This is a genomic window from Duganella sp. S19_KUP01_CR8 (assembly GCF_036688705.1).
Lineage (GTDB): Bacteria > Pseudomonadota > Gammaproteobacteria > Burkholderiales > Burkholderiaceae_D > Rugamonas.
On sequence record NZ_JAQQPR010000030.1, the window covers coordinates 72,822 to 91,292 of the forward strand.

At 64.4% G+C, this 18,471-nt stretch carries 18 protein-coding genes and 1 pseudogene; 15 read left to right on the plus strand and 4 right to left on the minus strand.

The genetic code is table 11. From position 1 onward, the window contains the following. Positions 1-17: 17 nt before the first annotated feature. From V6M89_RS25060 to V6M89_RS25075, 4 genes are all read left to right on the plus strand, one after another. Positions 18-2,222: a two-component system response regulator gene (locus tag V6M89_RS25060; RefSeq protein WP_332855752.1), complete on the plus strand. Its 2,205-nt coding sequence runs from the start codon at positions 18-20 to the stop codon at positions 2,220-2,222. 61 nt (positions 2,223-2,283) lie between these two features. Next, complete coding sequence (locus V6M89_RS25065) at positions 2,284-4,026, plus strand: DUF885 domain-containing protein (RefSeq protein ID WP_332855753.1); 1,743 nt, start codon at positions 2,284-2,286, stop codon at positions 4,024-4,026. A gap of 68 nt (positions 4,027-4,094) precedes the next feature. After that, complete coding sequence (locus V6M89_RS25070; protein WP_332855754.1) at positions 4,095-4,385, plus strand: nucleotidyltransferase family protein; 291 nt, start codon at positions 4,095-4,097, stop codon at positions 4,383-4,385. A 96-nt stretch (positions 4,386-4,481) separates the two neighbouring features. After that, positions 4,482-4,748 (plus strand): HepT-like ribonuclease domain-containing protein, encoded by a 267-nt coding sequence (locus V6M89_RS25075; protein ID WP_332855755.1) that lies wholly within the window; start codon positions 4,482-4,484, stop codon positions 4,746-4,748. Positions 4,749-4,778: 30 nt separating this feature from the next. Here V6M89_RS25075 and V6M89_RS25080 read toward each other — a convergent pair whose 3' ends face one another. Beyond that, positions 4,779-6,158 carry a reverse transcriptase family protein gene (locus V6M89_RS25080; protein WP_332855756.1) on the minus strand — a complete coding sequence of 460 codons (1,380 nt, stop codon included), beginning with the start codon at positions 6,156-6,158 and terminating at the stop codon, positions 4,779-4,781. Positions 6,159-6,485: 327 nt separating this feature from the next. On the opposite strand from V6M89_RS25080, the gene V6M89_RS25085 reads away from it, so the two are divergent. Beyond that, a complete protein-coding gene (locus V6M89_RS25085) occupies positions 6,486-7,871 on the plus strand; it encodes a DUF945 family protein (RefSeq protein WP_332855757.1) in 1,386 nt (461 codons plus the stop codon). A 3-nt stretch (positions 7,872-7,874) separates the two neighbouring features. Here the strand turns inward: V6M89_RS25085 and V6M89_RS25090 are convergent, their stop codons facing one another. Together V6M89_RS25090 and V6M89_RS25095 are read right to left on the minus strand one after the other, a co-directional pair. Further along, the gene (locus tag V6M89_RS25090) at positions 7,875-8,771 is read right to left on the minus strand and encodes an NAD-dependent epimerase/dehydratase family protein (protein WP_332855758.1); all 897 of its coding nucleotides are present in this window, start codon (positions 8,769-8,771) and stop codon (positions 7,875-7,877) included. A gap of 115 nt (positions 8,772-8,886) precedes the next feature. Next, a complete protein-coding gene (locus V6M89_RS25095; protein ID WP_332855759.1) occupies positions 8,887-9,579 on the minus strand; it encodes a PEP-CTERM sorting domain-containing protein in 693 nt (230 codons plus the stop codon). Positions 9,580-9,761: 182 nt separating this feature from the next. Here V6M89_RS25095 and V6M89_RS25100 point away from each other — a divergent pair, with 182 nt between their 5' ends. From V6M89_RS25100 to V6M89_RS25135, 8 genes are all read left to right on the plus strand, one after another. After that, positions 9,762-10,619: an urease accessory protein UreD gene (locus V6M89_RS25100; RefSeq protein WP_332855760.1), complete on the plus strand. Its 858-nt coding sequence runs from the start codon at positions 9,762-9,764 to the stop codon at positions 10,617-10,619. 8 nt (positions 10,620-10,627) lie between these two features. Then, positions 10,628-10,930: an urease subunit gamma gene (locus V6M89_RS25105; RefSeq protein WP_152807105.1), complete on the plus strand. Its 303-nt coding sequence runs from the start codon at positions 10,628-10,630 to the stop codon at positions 10,928-10,930. Between the two features lie 11 nt (positions 10,931-10,941). Further along, on the plus strand, positions 10,942-11,268 hold the full coding sequence (locus tag V6M89_RS25110; protein WP_332855761.1) for an urease subunit beta: 327 nt from the start codon (positions 10,942-10,944) through the stop codon (positions 11,266-11,268). 1 nt (position 11,269) lies between these two features. Beyond that, the gene (gene ureC, locus V6M89_RS25115; RefSeq protein ID WP_332855762.1) at positions 11,270-12,970 is read left to right on the plus strand and encodes an urease subunit alpha; all 1,701 of its coding nucleotides are present in this window, start codon (positions 11,270-11,272) and stop codon (positions 12,968-12,970) included. A 2-nt stretch (positions 12,971-12,972) separates the two neighbouring features. Then, a complete protein-coding gene (gene ureE / locus V6M89_RS25120; RefSeq protein WP_332855763.1) occupies positions 12,973-13,473 on the plus strand; it encodes an urease accessory protein UreE in 501 nt (166 codons plus the stop codon). Between the two features lie 112 nt (positions 13,474-13,585). Further along, positions 13,586-14,266 carry an urease accessory protein UreF gene (locus V6M89_RS25125; RefSeq protein WP_332855768.1) on the plus strand — a complete coding sequence of 227 codons (681 nt, stop codon included), beginning with the start codon at positions 13,586-13,588 and terminating at the stop codon, positions 14,264-14,266. Between the two features lie 13 nt (positions 14,267-14,279). After that, a complete protein-coding gene (gene ureG, locus V6M89_RS25130; RefSeq protein ID WP_442881998.1) occupies positions 14,280-14,924 on the plus strand; it encodes an urease accessory protein UreG in 645 nt (214 codons plus the stop codon). Next, positions 14,921-15,475 (plus strand): HupE/UreJ family protein, encoded by a 555-nt coding sequence (locus V6M89_RS25135; protein ID WP_332855764.1) that lies wholly within the window; start codon positions 14,921-14,923, stop codon positions 15,473-15,475. The genes ureG and V6M89_RS25135 overlap by 4 nt, the downstream gene beginning before the upstream one ends. A gap of 85 nt (positions 15,476-15,560) precedes the next feature. Here V6M89_RS25135 and V6M89_RS25140 read toward each other — a convergent pair whose 3' ends face one another. Next, entirely contained in the window at positions 15,561-16,181 is a 621-nt protein-coding gene (locus V6M89_RS25140; protein ID WP_332855765.1) for a 1-acyl-sn-glycerol-3-phosphate acyltransferase, read from the minus strand. Positions 16,182-16,353: 172 nt separating this feature from the next. Here V6M89_RS25140 and V6M89_RS25145 point away from each other — a divergent pair, with 172 nt between their 5' ends. Both V6M89_RS25145 and V6M89_RS25150 read left to right on the plus strand, forming a co-directional pair. Continuing rightward, entirely contained in the window at positions 16,354-17,727 is a 1,374-nt protein-coding gene (locus tag V6M89_RS25145) for a sigma-54 dependent transcriptional regulator (protein ID WP_332855766.1), read from the plus strand. A 249-nt stretch (positions 17,728-17,976) separates the two neighbouring features. Continuing rightward, positions 17,977-18,471, plus strand: a pseudogene (locus V6M89_RS25150) (hypothetical protein); the annotation flags it as partial.

Sequence of the window (18,471 nt, forward strand, 5' to 3'; positions counted from 1 at the left end):
AGGCGAAAGAGCGTTACATGCATCGGGATTTGTCGGAACAACACACCAAGGGCGAAGTGCTGATCGTGGAAGACACGCCGGCCTCGCTCAAACTGCTGAGCGACCTGCTGACGGAGGCAGGCTACTACGTGCGCCAAGCGCCCAACGGCGAGCTGGCCCTGTGGACCGCGCAGTCACGTCCGCCGGAACTGATACTGCTGGACGTCCGCATGCCCGGCATCGACGGTTTCGAGGTATGCCGCCGCCTGAAGGCGTCGCCGGAGCTGAGCCAGGTGCCGGTGATCTTCCTGTCGGCCCAGCATGACACCGACGACAAGGTGCGCGGCTTCGCGCTGGGCGCGGTCGACTTTATCGCCAAGCCGTTCCAGGCCGAGGAAATCCTGGCCCGCACCGACGCCCACGTGCGGCTGGGCCGCGCCCAGCAGGCGCTGGCGGCCGAACGGGCCTTGCTGGAGGAGCGCGTGATCGAGCGCACCACCGAGCTGGCCGCGCTGGCGGCGTCGCTGGAAAAGGAAATCGAGCAGCGCCGCGCCAACGAAGAATTCATGCGTCTTTCCAGCCAGGTGTTCGAGGCGACCCAGGACGCCATCGTCGTCACCGACCGCGATGCGCGCATCGTCGCCACCAATCCCGCCTTCACCCAGATCTCCGGCTACAGCGCGGAAGAGGTGGTGGGGCAGAGCGTGGCGCTGCTGCACGCCGGCGAGCCGGACGCCAAGTCCTTCGAGCTGATGGCGCAGTCCATCGTCAAGACCGGCCACTGGTCGGGCGAGATCCTGGCGCGCCGCAAGAACGGCGACACCTATCCCGGCCTGCTGAGCGCCTCGGTGGTCAGGGACGAGCAGGGCCACGTGATCAACCACGTGGCGGTGTTCATGGACCTCACCGAGCGCAAGGCAGAGCAGCACCTGATCGATTTCCTGTCCAACCACGACGCCCTGACCGGCCTGCCGAACCGCCTGCTGGCGCGCCAGCGCTTCGAGCAGACGCTGGCCACGGCCAAGCGCGAGCACCGCTGCGTGGCCGTCATGTGCCTGGACCTGGACCGCTTCAAGAGCATCAACGATTCCTACGGCCACGACGTCGGCGACAAGGCGCTGCAGGTGGTGTCGAAGTTCCTGTCCGAGACCGTGCGCGAAGGCGACATCGTGACCCGTCAGGGCGGCGACGAATTCCAGATCATCGTGCCGGACGACGCCCAGCTGGGCGCGACGATGGCGCTGGCGCAGAAGATCCTGGGCGGCCTGCGCAAGGAACTGATGATCGACGGCCAGCAGATCACCGTCACCTCCAGCATCGGCATCGCCGTCAGCCTGACCGACGGCGACAGCTTCGATGAGCTGGTGCGCAACGGCGACACGGCGCTGTTCCGCGCCAAGGAGATCGGCCGCGACAACTACGCCTTCTTCACCGAGCGCATGGACGCGGAAATCCGCGACAAGCTGGCGATCCAGGGCCAGTTGCGCGGCGCCATCGCGCGCGACGAATTCGAGGTGCACTACCAGCCGCAAATGTGCCTGAAGACCGGCGCCATGCTGGGCGCGGAAGCGCTGCTGCGCTGGGATAACGTCGTGCTGGGCAAGGTGCCGCCGAACCGCTTCATCCCGCTGGCCGAGGAATACGGGTTGGTGAACTCGATCGGCGAATGGGTGCTGGAGAGCGTGTGCGCGCAGATCAAGGTGTGGCACGACCAGGGGCTGGGCGACATCAAGGTGTCGGTCAACCTGGCGGCCGGCCAGTTCGCCAACGACGCCACGGTGCCGTATGTGGAGAGCACGCTGCGCAAATTCGGCGTCGCACCCGAGTACCTGGGCCTGGAAATCACCGAAGGCACGGTGATGGGCGACCCTGACAAGGCGGTGGCGGCGCTGCGCCGCCTGAAGGCCATCGGCGTCAGCGTCTCGCTGGACGACTTCGGCACCGGCTATTCCAGCTTGAGCTACCTGAAGCGCTTCCCGATCGACGTGCTGAAGATCGATAAATCCTTCGTCGACGATGTGACCACCAATGCCAACGACGCCGCCATCGCGCTGTCGGTGATCTCGCTGGCGCACAACCTGAACATGCGTGTGATCGCCGAAGGCGTCGAGACCCGCGAGCAGGTGCAGTTCCTGACCGAACGCGGTTGCGACGAGATGCAGGGCTACTTCTTCAGCCGTCCCGTCAGCGCCGAAGCCTTCACCGCGCTGCTGCGCGAACACCGTAACTTGTTGGACATGTAATCAACCCTTCCCCTGGAGTGTTATGGAAAAGAAGTTCAGCGCCGCCATCGCAGGCGCATGCATGCTGTTAGCCGCAGTCACCATCGCCGCCCATGCCGATCCGGCGCCGGCCATCAAACCCGGCCCCGCCGACGCGCAGTTCAAAGCCATCTACACCCAGGAGTGGAAGTGGCGCATCAGCCAGAAACAGGAAGAGGATGAAGACGACGACAACGGCGTCTCCGCGTCGCTGCCACGCATCGACGCCGCCACCCAGGCCAAGCGGCTGGCGTACTGGCAGGGCGTGATGAAGAAGCTGGACGGCATCTCGCAGGACAAGCTGTCGGCGCCGGAGCGCATCAACTACCAGGTCTACAAGGCGCAGATCGCCGCGCTGATCGCCGGCCAGGTGTTCCGCGAATACGAGAAACCGTTGAACGCCGATTCGGCCTTCTGGTCGAATATGGCGTCCGGCGCGCGCAAGCCGCTGACCAATGAAAAGCAGTACCAGGACTATCTCAAGCAGCTGGCGGAGACGCCGCGCTACTTCGGCGAGGAGATGGACAATATGCGCGCCGGCCTGGCGCGCGGCTTCACGCCGCCCAAGGTCACGCTGATCGGCCGCGACTCGTCGATCACCTCCGTCACCGACGCCAAGACGCCGCAGGACACCGTGTTCTACCTGCCGTTCAAGTCCATGCCGGCCACCATGCCGGCGGCGCGGCAGGAAGCGCTGCGCGCGGAAGGCGTGAAGGCGATCCAGGCTTACGTGCTGCCGTCGTATGCCAAGCTGCTCAAGTTCATGCGCGAGGAGTATGTGCCGAAGGCGCGCGAGGCGCTGGCGGCCGAGAGCCTGCCGGACGGTAAAGCCTACTACCAGTCGAAGATCGTCGAGTTCACCACCACCGCGATGAGCGCGGACCAGATCCACAAGATCGGCCTGAGCGAAATGGCCAAGATCCGCGCCGAGATGCACGAGGTGATCAAGCAGACCGGCTTCGAGGGCGACCTGCCGGCCTTCCTGCAATTCCTGCGCACCGATTCGCGCTTCTACGCCAAGACGCCGGAAGAGCTGTTGATGCGCTCCGCCTGGGTGGCCAAGAAGTTCGACGCCAAGGTCGGCCAGTACTTCGGCTACCTGCCGCGCCGCCGCTTCGCCGTGATCCCGGTGCCGGACGACCAGGCGCCGTTCTACACCTCGGGCCGCGGCGGTCCGGGCGTCTACCTGGTCAACACCTACAACCTGCCGGCGCGCGCGCTGTATTCGATGCCGGCGCTGACGCTGCACGAATCGGCGCCGGGCCACGCGTTCCAGATGCCGGTGGCGATGGAGCAGAAGGGCCGTCCGCCGTTCCGCAACGCCTACATCTCGGCCTATGGCGAGGGCTGGGCGCTGTACTCGGAGCGCTTGGGCGTGGAGATGGGCATGTACGAAACGCCGTATGAGGTGTTCGGCATGTTGAGCTACCAGGCCTGGCGCGCATCGCGGCTGGTGGTCGACACGGGCATCCACAGCAAGGGCTGGACCCGCAAGCAGGCGCAGGACTACCTGCACGACAACACCGCGCTGTCCGACCACGAGATCGAGACGGAAGTGGACCGCTACATTTCGTGGCCGGGCCAGGCGCTGTCCTACTACCTGGGCGAGATGAGCATCATCAACGCGCGCAAGAAGGCCGAGGCGGCGCTGGGGACCAAGTTCGACATCCGCGCCTTCCACGACACGGTGCTGCAACTGGGCTCCGTGCCGCTGCCGGTGCTGGAGGCGCGCATCGACCTGTTCATCGCGGAAGGCGGCAAGAGCCCGTATCCGAACCTGGACTAGGCTGGGAGGGATGTTGTACCACGATGGTACAATTTCTCTCAACTGCATTCATTCTGCACGTTAGCGCCATGAAGCCATCTATTGCATTTGAAACTCACCGCGAAGCGATCCGTAGGATTGTGGAGGGCCATCGCGCCAGCAATCCCCGCGTGTTCGGTTCGGTACTTCAAGGTTGCGATACGGAAGACAGTGACCTGGATCTGTTGATCGATCCGACGTCTGATACCACGTTGTTCGATATAGGCGCCATCCGTCATGAACTCCTCGCATTATTGGGCGTGCCGGTCGATGTAATGACTCCGAAAGCTTTGCCGGAAAAATTCAGGGCAGCCGTGTTGGCGGAAGCAGTTCCGATATGAGTAAGGATAAGCAGCGCCTTATCGACTATTTGGAGCACATGCTCCAAGCGGTCGAACGTATCGCGCTACACCGAGCATTTGGATGAGCTCGTTTTTTTGCAGAATGAACTTGTACAAGATGCCGTGATCCGTAATCTGGAGATACTTGGTGAGGCAAGCAACAACATTCAGAAGTACCATCCGGAATTTGTAATGCAACATCCGGAATTACCGCTGGCATTCGCCTACCAGATGCGCAATGCAGTTGTTCATGGTTATTTCAATGTCGACTATGAAATTGTCTGGAAAACTATTCAAGCCGATCTTCCAGCGTTAAATGAACAGATCCGCAATGTCATTGTGGATATGGCGGGAGTCGGGTGATCTACTGACAAGGGCAGGTCCACGCTTTGCTCAGGCTGTCCACTCAACGGCTTCCAGCAGCCGTTGCAGTTTGACTGCCCGGTGTGCATTGACCATTTTCACAAAAGAGATCCTGCCCGCCAGGTAGGCGCGGAAGTCCGGGTGATTGTTGTGGTTCTGGGACGCAGGGCCGTGGCGCATACAGTTCGTCAGCGTGGCCTTTAGCTTGTCGTACTCGTCGCGCGCAATGTTGGGATGGGTGTTGACCACAACGCCCGTCAGCTGCTGGCGCGTTCCTTCGCGCATCAGCCGCGTCTTGCGGGTATTGATGCGGAAGCCCTCTTCGAGTGCGATGGCTGCGACCTGGATATGAAAGCGTTCCGCGGCGCGCGCAAAATCAAGATCGCCGGAAAATGCCAGGTCGTCGGCGTAGCGGCTGTAGGTCGCACCGAGCGAATGCGCCAGCGCTTCCAGGCGCAGGTCGAGACGGTAGGCGCACAGATTGGCCAGCGCGGGCGAGCATGGGGAGCCTTGCGGCAGGTGGGGTGACTTCAAGGCTTGGCGCTCGGCCCACGCGATTGAACCGCCTTCTTGCTGGTTCCGAAAAACTCCCTGCGGTGCGCGGTTCACGCAAATGCGTGCAAGCGTTCCGGCGACTTTGGATGGGTAGTCCAGTTTCTCAAACAGCGCATGGATGCGCGAGAGTTGTATGCTCGGGAAAAAATCCTTCAGGTCCATGCGGATGACGGCGTGCCGGCCCGCGTGCAGCGCGGCGTGCGAGACGCAGGAATGCCCACGTCGGAAGCCGTGGGCGGCTGGATGCGGCGGCAGTAAATCCAGTATCTGACGGAGTATCTTTTGCTGCAGACGGCGTAGCCGCGCTTTGGGAATTTCGATCAGGCGCAGGCCGCCGCTGCGTTTTGGCACCCAGCGGTAGTGGTAGTGCTGCAGGCGCGATTCCTTGTCGCCGGCAAGGCGCCATTGGTCGGCGAACCAATCGAGCGCGCCTACCGGTTCATCCAGCCAGGCAGCCAGGGCGCCGGCCGTGGGCAGTTCCGGCAGCGCGAGCGCGGCCACCCATGCGGCCGTCGGTGGGCGAATCGGCGGATCGATGCAATAGCGCCGTACTTCCGGCAGTTCCAGCCGTTCCTGCTCCGCGATGTCGTCGTCATCTTCGACGTCATCCTCGTCGTCATCGACGTCGCCGTCTCCGCGACCGAGCAGCTGCAAAAGGATGCCGGCGATTTCGTGCCGGCTGAAGTGATAGAAATTTTCGCCGGTCCGTTCGATGAGCGCCGCGCAGATCCTGGGCGTCCATAACGGCGACATACCGAAAACGCGGCCGCACGCTGCGGTCAGACCTGGCATGCTGCCGTCCGATGCCAGCATCGCGTCGGCCAACGCCAACACGGTAAGTTTTTCGATATTCATGCGTAGTGAAAAGGAGCGGAGAGCCTTCAACGAGTCTCGTGATGCGTGAGCTGTCTTGCGTGGTAACGCAACGCGGCTCATGCGGCGAAGTGCTGAGCATTCAATATCCCACGGGGTAGCCCCGTAGAGGCTGTCCCTGCACGCGGCAAAGACAGGCCGGCTTGAAGGATCCGCCCCGCCCACACGGTAGCGGAATTTTAATTAAAAATCAACAGTGGATGCAAGCTAACCGATCGGTAATTCGAACGTGACAATGCGTGTATTTCTGCACGACGCCGGGTGTGTAGAATCGCGCCCCTACAATCACCATCTTCTTCGGGCAGCACGTTGAAAAAATCGATACTCGCAGTAGCCATCGCCGGCGCCTTGCTGGCGCATACGTCCATCCAGGCCATTGAGCAGGCGCCGCCCTCACAGGCGCAGTCGCCGACGCCGGCCAAGCCGGTCAAGTCCGCCTTCTTCGAAGCCTTCACTGCCGCCGCCAAAGAAATCAATGCGGCGATGGGCGGCGAGACCGACATCGTGAAGCGGCTGGAGATTTTTTCGAAACTTGAGTTTTCGCCCGAACTGCGACCGAAGCTGAAGGATGTATTCGGCAGTGAGCGTGGAATTCCGGTGCTGCGTACCACCGGCCCCAAGGGACAGGTCATTTACACGACGAAGATGGTACCGCACACCTATCTGGACGAAAGTGCGGTGGCGTTTTCGTGGGCCGAACTCAATTCCAGGTCCGTCGTTAATAAAGCCGGCACCACGCTCGATGCCAAAGTGACTTGGCCATCCTTGTCCATTGTCGGCGCCTCGGCCAGCGGGACGGTAGAGAAAATGAGCATGGACCTGAAGCAGGCGCGCGCGAAGGACGGCCTTTGGTACGGCACCGTCGGGATGAAGGTGGGCGCAGTGGCGATGCGCGGGACCACGCCAGGTAGCTCCGAATTCAAGGAAACCGCCCGGCTGGAGGATATCGCCATCTCCGGCGGGCTTGCGCTCCACGGCAAGAAGGCCGACGCCAGCTATGCCTTCTCGATCAAGGCTATCGTGTTCGGCGGCGACCGCGTCGACCGCGCCAATTTCGGCGTGCGCGTGCTGAACCTGCCGGCGCAGGCGTTGGCGGACCTCGACCGTGAAATGAAAGAAGTACAGGGCAGCGGCCTGCCGGCTGACGCCCAGGCCGAGGTGATGATGAAGTCCATGAAGTCGTTCGGCAAGAGCATCGCGACGAGCGGCGCCAGCCTGGTGATCGACGATATCAGCGCCGCGTATCACGGGAACACTGCGTCGATCAAGGGCCGCGTCGATTTCGACAAGGTGGTGGAAGCCGATTTTGACACGCCGATTGAACTGGGCAAGAAGATCATCGCGCGCTTCGACGTGCGTCTGCCGGTGGCGATGGTGAACGATGTCTCGCGCCTGATCGCGAGCAAACAGGTGGATGCCTCGGCGCCCAACAGCGCCGAGCAGCTCGACCTGGCGGCCAAGAACATCGCCGGCCTGGTGATCGGCAAACTGGTGAACGAGGGCTTCGCCGTGATGGAGAAAGGCGAACTGCGTTCGACGATCGACATCAGGAACGGCAAGGTCACCTTCAACGGCAAGATCATTCCGATTCCCGGCATGCCGAACGGCGACCTGGTGCAGGTCTATCACAATGCGAAGGCGGCGCCTGCTGCTGTTCCAGCGCCGGTTTCTGCTCCAGCCCCGGCCAAGCAGTAAGCCTCAGCCGCGCAGCATGTCGCCCGCGATCCAGTCCAGCACTGGCGGGCGATGCGGCTTCCAGCCCAGCTGCGTGCGCGCCCTTTGTCCGCGCACGCGGCTGTTGGAGCCCAGGCCGTACGAGGCCATTTCATAGCCCCATTCTTCCTTGGCCTGATCCAGCGGCCAGTCCTGCGGCTCGCCCAGGTTCAGCGCGTGGGCGATGGCGGTGGTCATGTCGCGGAACGAAGCCTCGCCGCTTTCGACGAAGTAGAACGCGCCCGCTTCGGTCTTCTCCAGCGCCAGCAGATACAGGTCGACCACGTCGTCGATGTGGACGTTGGACCAGATGTTCAAACCGCGTCCCACGTGGCGCACGATACCGCTCTTGCGGGCCTGCTTGAGCAGGCGTGGCAGCTGTACGCTGTCGCGCGGCAGCGCGCCGTGGCCGTAGATCAGCGTATTGCACAGCACCGCCGAACGCACGCCCTTGCCGGCGGCGGCCAGCACCAGGTCGTCGATGGCGACGCGCGCGGCCTTGTCGGCGGTGGGGGCGGGGAGTTGGTCTTCGAAGTAGATGCGGTCCGTGCCTTCGCCGCCGGAGGCGTCGCCGACGATGCTGGAACCGCTGGTGTGCAGGAATACTTTGCCGGAGCCGGCCAGCGCGTCGACGAAGGCTTCGACGGCGGCGCGGTTGTCGCTGCTGGCGGCGTTGATGACGGCGTCCGCCGCCTGCGCCTGGGCGATCAGCAGATCGCGGTCGTTCAAGGTGCCGACTACGCCGGTCACGCCGATCCTGGCCAGTTCATCCAGTTGTTCCGGCTTGCGCACCAGGCCTGTTACCTGATGGCCTGCGCTTACCAGTCCCGCTGCGATCGAACCGCCGATGAAGCCTGCTGCGCCAGTGACGAATACTTTCATGCTGTGCTCACTAATCAAATCGAGAAGCAAACAGTATGGGCATGAACGCCGCGCGCAAACAGCCCGCGCGGCGCAAAGTACTCTTGATTGTCGGGCAAGGATCAGGCTTGAAGTATCAAGCTTGCCCTTTGCGTTGCTTGCGCTTGGCGACCACGCCCAGCACGGCCAGGCCGGCCAGCAGCATGGCGTAGGCGTCCGCTTCCGGCACCGGCGCGGCGGCCACGGCGAAGGACAGGTTGTCGGCGTAGCCGTCGTTGTAGGAGCCGGCGTTGCGGATCATGGTCAGCGTGATGCCGACGTTGAGCGTGCCGACCGGGATGTAGCCTTGCGTGTCGCGCAGCAGCAGGCCGATTTGGTTGCCGCGGTCGGTGTTGGAGACCGGGCCAATGCTGGCTTGGGACAGTGTCGCGCCGCCGCTGCCGAAGAAGGTCGCGGTCAGTTCGGCGTTGTCGTTCTGCGAGTCGTAGCCGCCCAGCCAGGCCGACAGGTCGAAGCGCGAGGCGCCGGTGTTGATCGCCGCGCTCAGTGCGGACAGGTCGATGGTCTGGCTGGCGCTGGTCTTGGCCGAGTAGCCGCCGCCGAAGAAGTAGGTGCCGCGAGCCGCAGGGCCTGGATCGGCAAGCGATGGGAAGCCGCCGGCAGCGCCGTAATTGACGACTTCAAAACCCGGCGTGGTGGCCCAGCCGGCGGTGTTGCCGGTTTCGGCATTGCCGTTGGCGATCAGGTTGGAACCGAAGGTGCTCGCTTGCGCGGCTGGCGCCAGCGCCAGGGCAACCGCCACGGCGGCTGCAAAAGTAGTGAATCGCATTGCTGTCCTTGAAGGATATGAAAAACGGTGCTTATTTTACATGCAAATTTGACATAGGTAAAACGCGACGCCGACATGCCGTGCACCGTTGTGGTGCGTGGGGCTCTCTTTGGTGCGAAAAATGTCTTTACGGCCGGTGTAGCCCGTAATTCAGCTGGCATGACGCTTGCATTACGTCAGGCATGCCCGATACCACCGCATCCAGAGAACTCGCCGCCAGCCACAGTGCATGGCAGGCCAGCCTCGCCCTCGGTTTTGCCGACGACGCCGGCACCACCCGGTTGTTCGACAATCGCCACTACGGCCCGCTGCGCGTGCAGAAGGCGCTATACCCGGAGGACGCCAAGGTGTGCCACGCCATCGTGGTCCATCCGCCGGGCGGCGTGGTGGGCGGCGACCAGCTGGCGATCACGGTCGGCGTTGGCGCGCAGGCGCATGCCTTCCTCACCACCCCCGGCGCCGCCAAGTGGTACAAGGCCAACGGCAAGGTGTCGCGCCAGAGCGTGCGCCTGAGCGTGGGCGCTGGCGCCGCACTCGAATGGCTGCCGCAAGAAACCATCTTTTTTGATACCGCTAACGTGGTGCTGGAGCAGCACGTCGAACTGGCCGCCGGCGCCACCTACATCGGCTGCGAGATCCTCTGCATGGGCCGGCGCGGCTCCGGCGAAACCTTCAACACCGGCACCGTGACCCAGCGCAGCAGCATACGCCGCGACGGTCGGTTGATCTGGTGGGAGCAGGGCGCGATGCTGGCCGCTCGCCTCGACAGCCCGCTGGCGCTGAACGGCAAGACCGTCTGCGCCACGCTGATCGCCGCCGGCAAGCCGCTCAGCGCCGCCGTGCTGGCCGAGATCCGCGCCGATATTCAAGCCGACGGCGAACACGTTTTCGGCGTCACGCAAACCAAGGGCGTGTTGGTCGCGCGCCACCTGGGCGACGACAGCGAAACCGCGCGCCGCCTGATGCTGACCGTATGGCGCCGTTTGCGCCCGTACCTGCTGGAGCGCGCGGCCGTCACGCCGCGCATCTGGCAAACCTGAGAGACACCATGGACCTGACACCAAGAGAAAAAGACAAGCTGCTGATTTTCACCGCCGGCATCGTGGCGGAACGCCGCCTCGCGCGCGGCCTGAAGCTGAACTATCCGGAAGCGGTGGCGCTGATCACCTGCGCCATCATGGAAGGTGCGCGCGACGGCAAGACCGTGGCGCAGCTGATGTCCGAAGGCACCCGCATCCTCACCCGCGCCGACGTCATGGAAGGCATACCCGAAATGATCCCCGACATCCAGGTCGAAGCCACGTTCCCCGACGGCAGCAAGCTGGTGACCGTCCATAACCCCATCCCCTAAAGGAGATCATCATGATCCCAGGCGAATACATACTCGAAGAGGGCGAGATCGGCCTCAATGAAGGCCGCGCCACCGCGACCGTCGTGGTGACCAACCAGGGCGACCGGCCGGTGCAGGTTGGCTCGCATTTCCATTTTTTTGAGGTCAACACGGAGCTCAAGTTCGAGCGCTGGAAGGCCTACGGCATGCGCCTGAATATCGCCGCCGGCACCGCTGTGCGTTTCGAACCGGGCCAGCAGCGCACGGTGGAACTGGTGAAGCTGGGCGGCGATCAAAAAGTCTACGGCTTCAATGGCAAAGTCATGGGCAAGCTCGATCCCAATCCATCGAAGGGCTGACATGGCTACAATCTCGCGCCGCGCCTACTCGGAAATGTTCGGCCCCACCAAGGGCGATCGCATCCGCCTGGCCGACACCGAACTGTTTATCGAAATCGAACACGATTACGCCACCTACGGCGAGGAAGTCAAATTCGGCGGCGGCAAAGTGATCCGCGACGGCATGGGCCAGTCGCAGCGCGTGGCCGCCGACGTGATGGACACGGTGATCACCAACGCGGTGATCGTCGACCACTGGGGCATCGTCAAGGCCGACATCGGCCTGAAAAGCGGCATGATCGCCGCCATCGGCAAGGCCGGAAATCCGGACATCCAGCCGAATGTGACGATGGCCATCGGCGGCGCCACCGAGATCATCGCCGGCGAAGGCATGATCGTCACCGCCGGCGGGGTCGACACGCACATCCACTTCATCTGCCCGCAGCAGATCGAGGAAGCGCTGATGAGCGGCGTCACCACCATGATAGGCGGCGGCACCGGTCCGTCGGCCGGCACCTCGGCCACCACCTGCACGCCGGGACCGTGGCACCTGCATTCGATGCTGGGCGCGGCCGACGCCTTCCCGATGAACCTGGGCTTCCTCGGCAAGGGCAATGTCTCGCTGCCGGAGCCGCTGGAAGAACAGGTGCGTGCCGGCGCCATCGGCCTGAAGCTGCACGAGGACTGGGGCAGCACCCCGGCCGCCATCGACAACTGCCTGTCCGTGGCGGACCGCATGGACGTGCAGGTCGCCATCCACAGCGATACGCTCAACGAAGGCGGCTACCTGGCCGATACGCTGGCCGCGTTCAAGGACCGCACCATCCACACCTTCCACACCGAAGGCGCGGGCGGCGGCCATGCGCCGGACATCATCGCGGCGGTGGGCGAATCGAACGTACTGCCGTCGTCGACCAATCCGACCCGCCCGTTCACCGTCAACACGCTGGACGAGCACCTGGACATGCTGATGGTATGCCACCACCTCGATGCGGCGATCGCCGAGGACGTGGCCTTCGCCGAGTCGCGCATCCGCCGCGAGACCATCGCGGCCGAGGACATCCTGCACGACATCGGCGCGATCTCGATGATGTCGTCCGATTCGCAGGCCATGGGCCGGGTCGGCGAAGTGGTGATGCGCACCTGGCAGACCGCGCACAAGATGAAGGTGCAGCGCGGTCCGCTGGCGCCGGATTCCTCGCGCAACGATAACTTCCGCGTCAAGCGCTACATCGCCAAGTACACGATCAACCCGGCCATCACGCACGGCATTGCGCACGCGGTGGGTTCGCTGGAAGTGGGCAAGATCGCCGACCTGGTGCTGTGGAAGCCGGCCTTCTTCGGCGTCAAGCCGCAGACGATTTTAAAGGGAGGCATGATCGCCGCCGCGCAGATGGGCGATCCGAATGCCTCGATCCCAACGCCGCAGCCGGTGCACTACCGGATGATGTTCGGCGCCTTTGGTGGCGGCTTGAAGAAGTCGTTCACCTTTGTCTCGCAGGCGGCGTTTGACGCCGGCATCGGCGACCAGCTCAAGTTGAACAAGACGCTGATCGTCGCCAAGAACATGCGCGCGCTGCGCAAGTCCGACATGATCCATAACGGCGCCACGCCGAAGATGAGTGTCGATCCCGAAACCTATGAAGTGCGCGCCGATGGCGAGTTGCTGGTCTGCGAAGCCGCAGCCACGCTGCCGATGGCGCAGCGCTATTTCCTCTTCTGACCATGCTGACACTACACACTAAAATCCCAAGCGCCGACAACATCGCGGCCCAACTGGTGCTGCCTTACGAGCTGCGCGAGAAATGCCGCCTGCGGGCCACGCTCGATACCGGCGAGGACGTCGCCGTCTTCACCGTGCGCGGCACCGTGCTGCGCGATGGCGACCTGCTGACCGGCGAAGACAAGCGCGTGGTCAAGGTGGTGGCCGCGCCGGAGCCGACCTACAAGATCACCTGTGCCGACGCGCACACCTTGCTGCGCTGCGCTTTTCATCTCGGTAACCGCCACACGCAGGCGCAGGTCGGCGACGGCTACCTGCGCATCCGCGCGGACGCGGTGCTGAAGGAGATGCTGGCCGGGCTGGGTGCGACGGTGGTGGAGGAGAAGGCCGCGTTCGAGCCGGAGTCCGGCGCGTATGGCGGCGGGCATGGGCACCACCACGAAGGCCCGCTGGCGCCTATCCCGCTGCGCCAAAAAATCCATCGGCCCGGCGACACCGAATGACTACCCTGACCACGTCATTCCGCATCGGCGGACCGCCGCGCAGGCGGGAATCCATGCTGAGCATGCCGACACGCGTTCTATGGATTCCCGCCTGCGCGGGAATGACGGCGTGATGCAAGCCGCCGCTCTGCTCCACCTGCTGCAATTCGCCAGTCCGGCCCTGCCGATCGGCGCGTACAGCTATTCGCAGGGGCTGGAGGCGGCGCTGGAAACCGGCATCGTCCACAACGCCGACACCGCGCGCGCCTGGATACTGCGCCATCTGCACGAAGTGGTCGCGCAGTGGGAGGCGCCGGTGTGCTGGCGCCTGATGCATGCCTGGTCGCGCCGCGACTGGCAGGCCGTCTCCGAATGGAGCGAGCGCTTCGTCGCCTCGCGCGACAGCGCCGAGTTCCGCGCCGAGACCATCCAGATGGGCTACTCGCTGACCAAGCTGGTGGCGGAACTGGGCTTCGTCGACGCCGAAATGCTGGCGCAGCTGCAGGGCCAAACGGAAGTCGCATTGCCGACCGCCTTTGCCTGCGCCGTCGCCGCGCTGGACATCCCGCACGACGCCGCCTTGCTGGCGATGCTGTTCGCGTGGGCCGAGAACCAGGTGCTGGTCTGCGTCAAATCCGTGCCGCTGGGGCAGGTGGCGGGCCAGCGCATTTTGCTGTCGCTGCGGGCAGACATCGAAGCCGCCGCCCTCCATGCGCAAACCGTCGCCGACGACGACATGAGCAACTGGGCGCCCGGCCTGTCGCTGCTGTCGATGCAGCATGAAGTGCAGTACAGCCGTTTATACAGATCTTAGAGAGAGACACATCATGACACCAACTTCCAATCCCCTGCGCGTCGGCATCGGCGGCCCGGTCGGTTCCGGCAAGACCGCCTTGTGCGAGATGCTGTGCAAAGGCATGCGCGATCATTTCGACATGGCCGTCATCACCAACGACATCTACACCAAGGAAGACATGGAGATCCTGCTGCGCGCCGACGCGCTGCCGGCCGAGCGCCTGATGGGCGTGGAGACCGGCGGTTGTCCGCACACGGCGATCCGCGAGGACGCGTCGATCAACCTTGAAGCAATCGCCCGCATGCAGGCCGACTTTCCCAATCTCGACCTGATCCTGGTGGAATCGGGCGGCGACAACCTGGCCGCCACCTTCAGCCCGGAGCTGTCGGACCTGACGATCTACGTGATCGACGTGGCCGGCGGCGAGAAGATCCCGCGTAAGGGCGGTCCCGGCATCACCCGTTCCGATCTGCTGATCATCAACAAGACCGACCTGGCGCCGCATGTCGGCGCCGACCTCGATGTGATGGCGCGCGACGCCAAGCAGCAGCGCGGCGCGCGGCCCTTCGTGTTCACCAATCTGCGCAGCGGCGACGGTGTGAAAGCCGTCATCGATTTCATCCGCGAGCAAGGCCTGCTCGGACAAACTCCACACTTTGCAAAGGAAATCCAATGAAGAAGCAACGCATCGCGGCGGCAGCCGTACTGGTACTGGCCTGCGCCGCCGCATCGGCCCACCCGCAAACGGGCGGCGCGCACACGCACGGTTTCTTCGACGGTTTCGTTCATCCGTTCACCGGTCTCGATCATTTGCTGGCGATGCTGGCGGTGGGGATCTGGAGCGCGCGCCAGTCCAGCGCGCAGTGGCTGCCGGCGACCTTCCTCGGCATGATGCTGGTCGGCGTGCTGACCGGCGTGGCGGGCCTGGCGATCCCCGGACTGGAAACCGGCATCGCGCTGACGGTGGCCTTGATGGGCGTGATGATCGCGGTGGCGGCGCGCTTGCCGGCGGCGATGGGCGCGCTGATGGTCGGCGCGTTCGCGCTCTTGCACGGCAACGCGCACGGCCACGAACTGCCGGAGGCCGCCAGCGCCATGGGCTTGCTGGCTGCCAGCGCGCTGCTGGTCTACGGGGGAAGGATGCTGGGCCGCGTGAGCCCGGCGCTGGCGCTGAAGATCTCCGGCGCCGCGATCGCCGCCACCGGCGTGATGCTGGCAGTGGCCTGAGAGTCGTCGTCCTCGCGTACGCGGGGACCCATGGAACGCCTGGCGGGACGCAAAGTATGGATTCCCGCCTGCGCGGGAATGACGGTCAGTCGCGCGTTTCGGTGCGGCGTTCCTGCAGCACGATGGGCGCCGCGTTGGCCGGATACAGGCCCTGGTGGCCGTCGAAGCCGGCGCGGATGGCGGCCAGGTCGGTTTCCTGGTCGCCGGTCAGGACCACATGGTCGACCAGGCCCAGCGTCTTATTCGGATAGTCGATATACACCAGCACCAGCGGCACCTTGGCCTCCAGCGCCAGATGATAGAAGCCGCTCTTCCAGTTAGGGCGATAGCCGCGCGTGCCTTCCGGCGTGATGCCGACCCAGTACCAATCGGCCGCGTTCATGCGCTGCGCCTGCAGCTTGATGGTGCCGCTCGGCGTGCCGCGCTCGACCGGCTCGCCACCCATCGCGCGGAACCATTTGCCCAGCACCGGTAATTTGAACAGCGAATCCTTGGCCAGCCAGCGGAACGGCAGGTTCAGCGCCCACTTGCCGAACAGCCCGATCATGAAATCCCAGTTGGACGTATGGGGATAGATCACGCAGATGCCGCGCGGGCCGGGCAGTGTGCGAAACAGCATGCGCCAGCCGAACAGGCCCAGGATGCGCAAGGCCGTGCGCTGGCCCCAGCCCGGCAGGTCCGCCGGCTTCAGTTGAAAATCGCTCATGTAGTTGATCCCGTCGTTATTTTTAACTTATTTTCACTATTGACAGGCTGGCATATCCCTCGTCAAAAAAACTGCGCAGGCATTCTATCTGGACGCCGGGGGCGCGGCAAGCTACTTGTGTTTGCTGAAATTGAAAGATTGAACTTTTTACATTGATTGCCGTCCAACGGTAATGACGAAAAAAACCATACTCTGCCTGGCACTCGGGAGTCCCGCCTTACCGGACACGCTCAACGCCGCAGTAGAGGGATGGGAAGTATACAGCGCGGTGACGCTGGTCGAGGCGCGCCGCCAGTTGAAGGCGCGTCCTATGCTGGTGGGCGTGCTGCTGGTGGAGGCGCATGACGAACAGTCGTGCGCCGCGATGGATGGCTTCCTGCACGAGCATTGGGATGTGCATTGGGTGGTGGTGCTGGATGCGCGGGCGCTGGAATCGCCGGCCTGGCGCCAGCTGGTGCACGACCACTGCGGCGACTTTCACACCTGGCCGCTGGATGCCCAGCGGCTGCGCCATACGCTGGGCCACGCGCACGGCCTGGCCGCGCTGCGCCGTCCGAATACGGGGCGCAGCCCGTCGCAGCAAGAGCCTGCGCTGACCGGACAATCGGCCGCCATCACCAGGCTGCGGCGGCAGATCGTCAAGGTGGCGGGCGCCAGCGCGCCGGTGCTGATCGGCGGCGAAAGCGGCAGCGGCAAGGAGCTGGCGGCGCAGGCCGTGCACGCGCACTCGCCGCGCCGCGCCGGCCCGTTCGTGCCCATCAATTGCGGCGCGATCCCGGCCTCGCTGATCCAGTCCGAACTGTTCGGCTACGAGCGCGGCGCCTTTACCGGCGCCGCGCGCGAGAAGCGCGGGCTGATCGAGACGGCGCAGGGCGGCTCCATTTTTCTCGACGAGATCGGCGACCTGCCGATGGAGCTGCAAGCCAACCTGCTGCGCTTCCTGCAGGAGAAGACCATCTACCGGCTCGGTTCCACCCGCAGCATCGCGGTCGATGTGCGGGTGATCGCGGCCTCGCACGTCAACCTGGCGCAGGCGGTGGCGCGTGGCGCCTTCCGCGAGGACCTGTACTACCGGCTCAATGTGCTGGCGCTGGATGTGCCGCCGTTGCGCGAGCGGCGCGAGGATCTGCTGCCGCTGGCCGAACAATTCTTCCACACGTATTCCAGCGAGCGGGCGCCGCGCGTCAGGGGCTTCAGCGGGCGGGCGGCGCAGGCGATCCGCGACTATGACTGGCCCGGCAATGTGCGCGAGCTGCTCAACCGCGTGCGGCGGGCGATGGTGATGGCCGAGGGACGGCTGATCCTGCCGCACGACCTGGGCCTGAGCGCGGAGCCGGCGCCGCGCATCGCCGCGCCGCTGGACGACGCCCGCATCCGCGCCGAACGCGACGCCATCGACGCCAGCCTGCAACGGGCCGGCCGCAACATCACGCTGGCGGCGCGCGACCTCGGTGTCTCGCGCATGACGCTCTATCGCCTGCTGGCCAAGCACGGCATCGCGGCGCCGTCGCGTGATTGTTACACCGCCGCGCCGCCGGCGAAATAGGGGCTGGCGCTGGGGCGGTCGGCGCGGCGTTGCTGCCGCGCTGTCACATCGGTGTGACGCCCAGCGCCAGGCAGTGCGCGCCAGCATCGGCGATGGATACCCGGCGGTGTCGAATTGTCCCGTGTTTTCAACGGTTTGCGTGCGCGGCGCCGATGCTGGCATCAAGTTTGCGAAAGAGGGGAGGGCCGGGAGATCGGTCCCCTGGCAACCATTCAATCAACCGTACAACTTGTTAGGTAGGGAGCAGCTATGAAGAAAACATTGATCAGCGCGGCCATCGCGCTGGCGTTTGGCGCAAGTGCAGCGTTTGCACAAACCACTACGCCACCGACGACGGCAACGACGCAATCCGGCGCCGGCGCCCACGCGAACGACAACGCCTCTGCGGTCCAGGACAGCAGCAACAAGAACAACAATAACAACAGCACCGGCGGCGCGAGCGCCAGCCAGATCGGCGCCGTGGCGGCCAACAACGGCGGCACGGCCTCCTCTTCGCTTGCCAATTCGTACAACACCTCGTCGGCTACCGCCACCAGTAGCCTGACTGGCAACGTCAACAATAATACCGTGCAAAACATCGGCAACATTGCTGACAACCACGGCTCGACTACCGGCGGCGCAGGCGGCGCCGGCACCGGCGGCGGGGCCACGGGCGGCGCGGCCGCCGGCACCGGCGGCCTGGGCGGAAACAGCACCGGCGGCAATGGTGCGGCTGGCGGCTTGGGCGGCAACGCCACCAACGGC

What these genes read in the sequence shown, in the direction of transcription:
- V6M89_RS25060 (WP_332855752.1), top strand. Translation starts at nt 18, where the DNA reads ATGCATCGGGATTTGTCGGAACAACACACCAAGGGCGAAGTGCTGATC.
- V6M89_RS25065 (WP_332855753.1), top strand. Translation starts at nt 2,284, where the DNA reads ATGCTGTTAGCCGCAGTCACCATCGCCGCCCATGCCGATCCGGCGCCG.
- V6M89_RS25070 (WP_332855754.1), top strand. Translation starts at nt 4,095, where the DNA reads ATGAAGCCATCTATTGCATTTGAAACTCACCGCGAAGCGATCCGTAGG.
- V6M89_RS25080 (WP_332855756.1), bottom strand. Translation starts at nt 6,158, where the DNA reads ATGAATATCGAAAAACTTACCGTGTTGGCGTTGGCCGACGCGATGCTG.
- V6M89_RS25090 (WP_332855758.1), bottom strand. Translation starts at nt 8,771, where the DNA reads ATGAAAGTATTCGTCACTGGCGCAGCAGGCTTCATCGGCGGTTCGATC.
- V6M89_RS25095 (WP_332855759.1), bottom strand. Translation starts at nt 9,579, where the DNA reads ATGCGATTCACTACTTTTGCAGCCGCCGTGGCGGTTGCCCTGGCGCTG.
- V6M89_RS25100 (WP_332855760.1), top strand. Translation starts at nt 9,762, where the DNA reads ATGCCCGATACCACCGCATCCAGAGAACTCGCCGCCAGCCACAGTGCA.
- V6M89_RS25105 (WP_152807105.1), top strand. Translation starts at nt 10,628, where the DNA reads ATGGACCTGACACCAAGAGAAAAAGACAAGCTGCTGATTTTCACCGCC.
- V6M89_RS25110 (WP_332855761.1), top strand. Translation starts at nt 10,942, where the DNA reads ATGATCCCAGGCGAATACATACTCGAAGAGGGCGAGATCGGCCTCAAT.
- ureC (WP_332855762.1), top strand. Translation starts at nt 11,270, where the DNA reads ATGGCTACAATCTCGCGCCGCGCCTACTCGGAAATGTTCGGCCCCACC.
- ureE (WP_332855763.1), top strand. Translation starts at nt 12,973, where the DNA reads ATGCTGACACTACACACTAAAATCCCAAGCGCCGACAACATCGCGGCC.
- V6M89_RS25125 (WP_332855768.1), top strand. Translation starts at nt 13,586, where the DNA reads ATGCAAGCCGCCGCTCTGCTCCACCTGCTGCAATTCGCCAGTCCGGCC.
- ureG (WP_442881998.1), top strand. Translation starts at nt 14,280, where the DNA reads ATGACACCAACTTCCAATCCCCTGCGCGTCGGCATCGGCGGCCCGGTC.
- V6M89_RS25135 (WP_332855764.1), top strand. Translation starts at nt 14,921, where the DNA reads ATGAAGAAGCAACGCATCGCGGCGGCAGCCGTACTGGTACTGGCCTGC.
- V6M89_RS25140 (WP_332855765.1), bottom strand. Translation starts at nt 16,181, where the DNA reads ATGAGCGATTTTCAACTGAAGCCGGCGGACCTGCCGGGCTGGGGCCAG.
- V6M89_RS25145 (WP_332855766.1), top strand. Translation starts at nt 16,354, where the DNA reads ATGACGAAAAAAACCATACTCTGCCTGGCACTCGGGAGTCCCGCCTTA.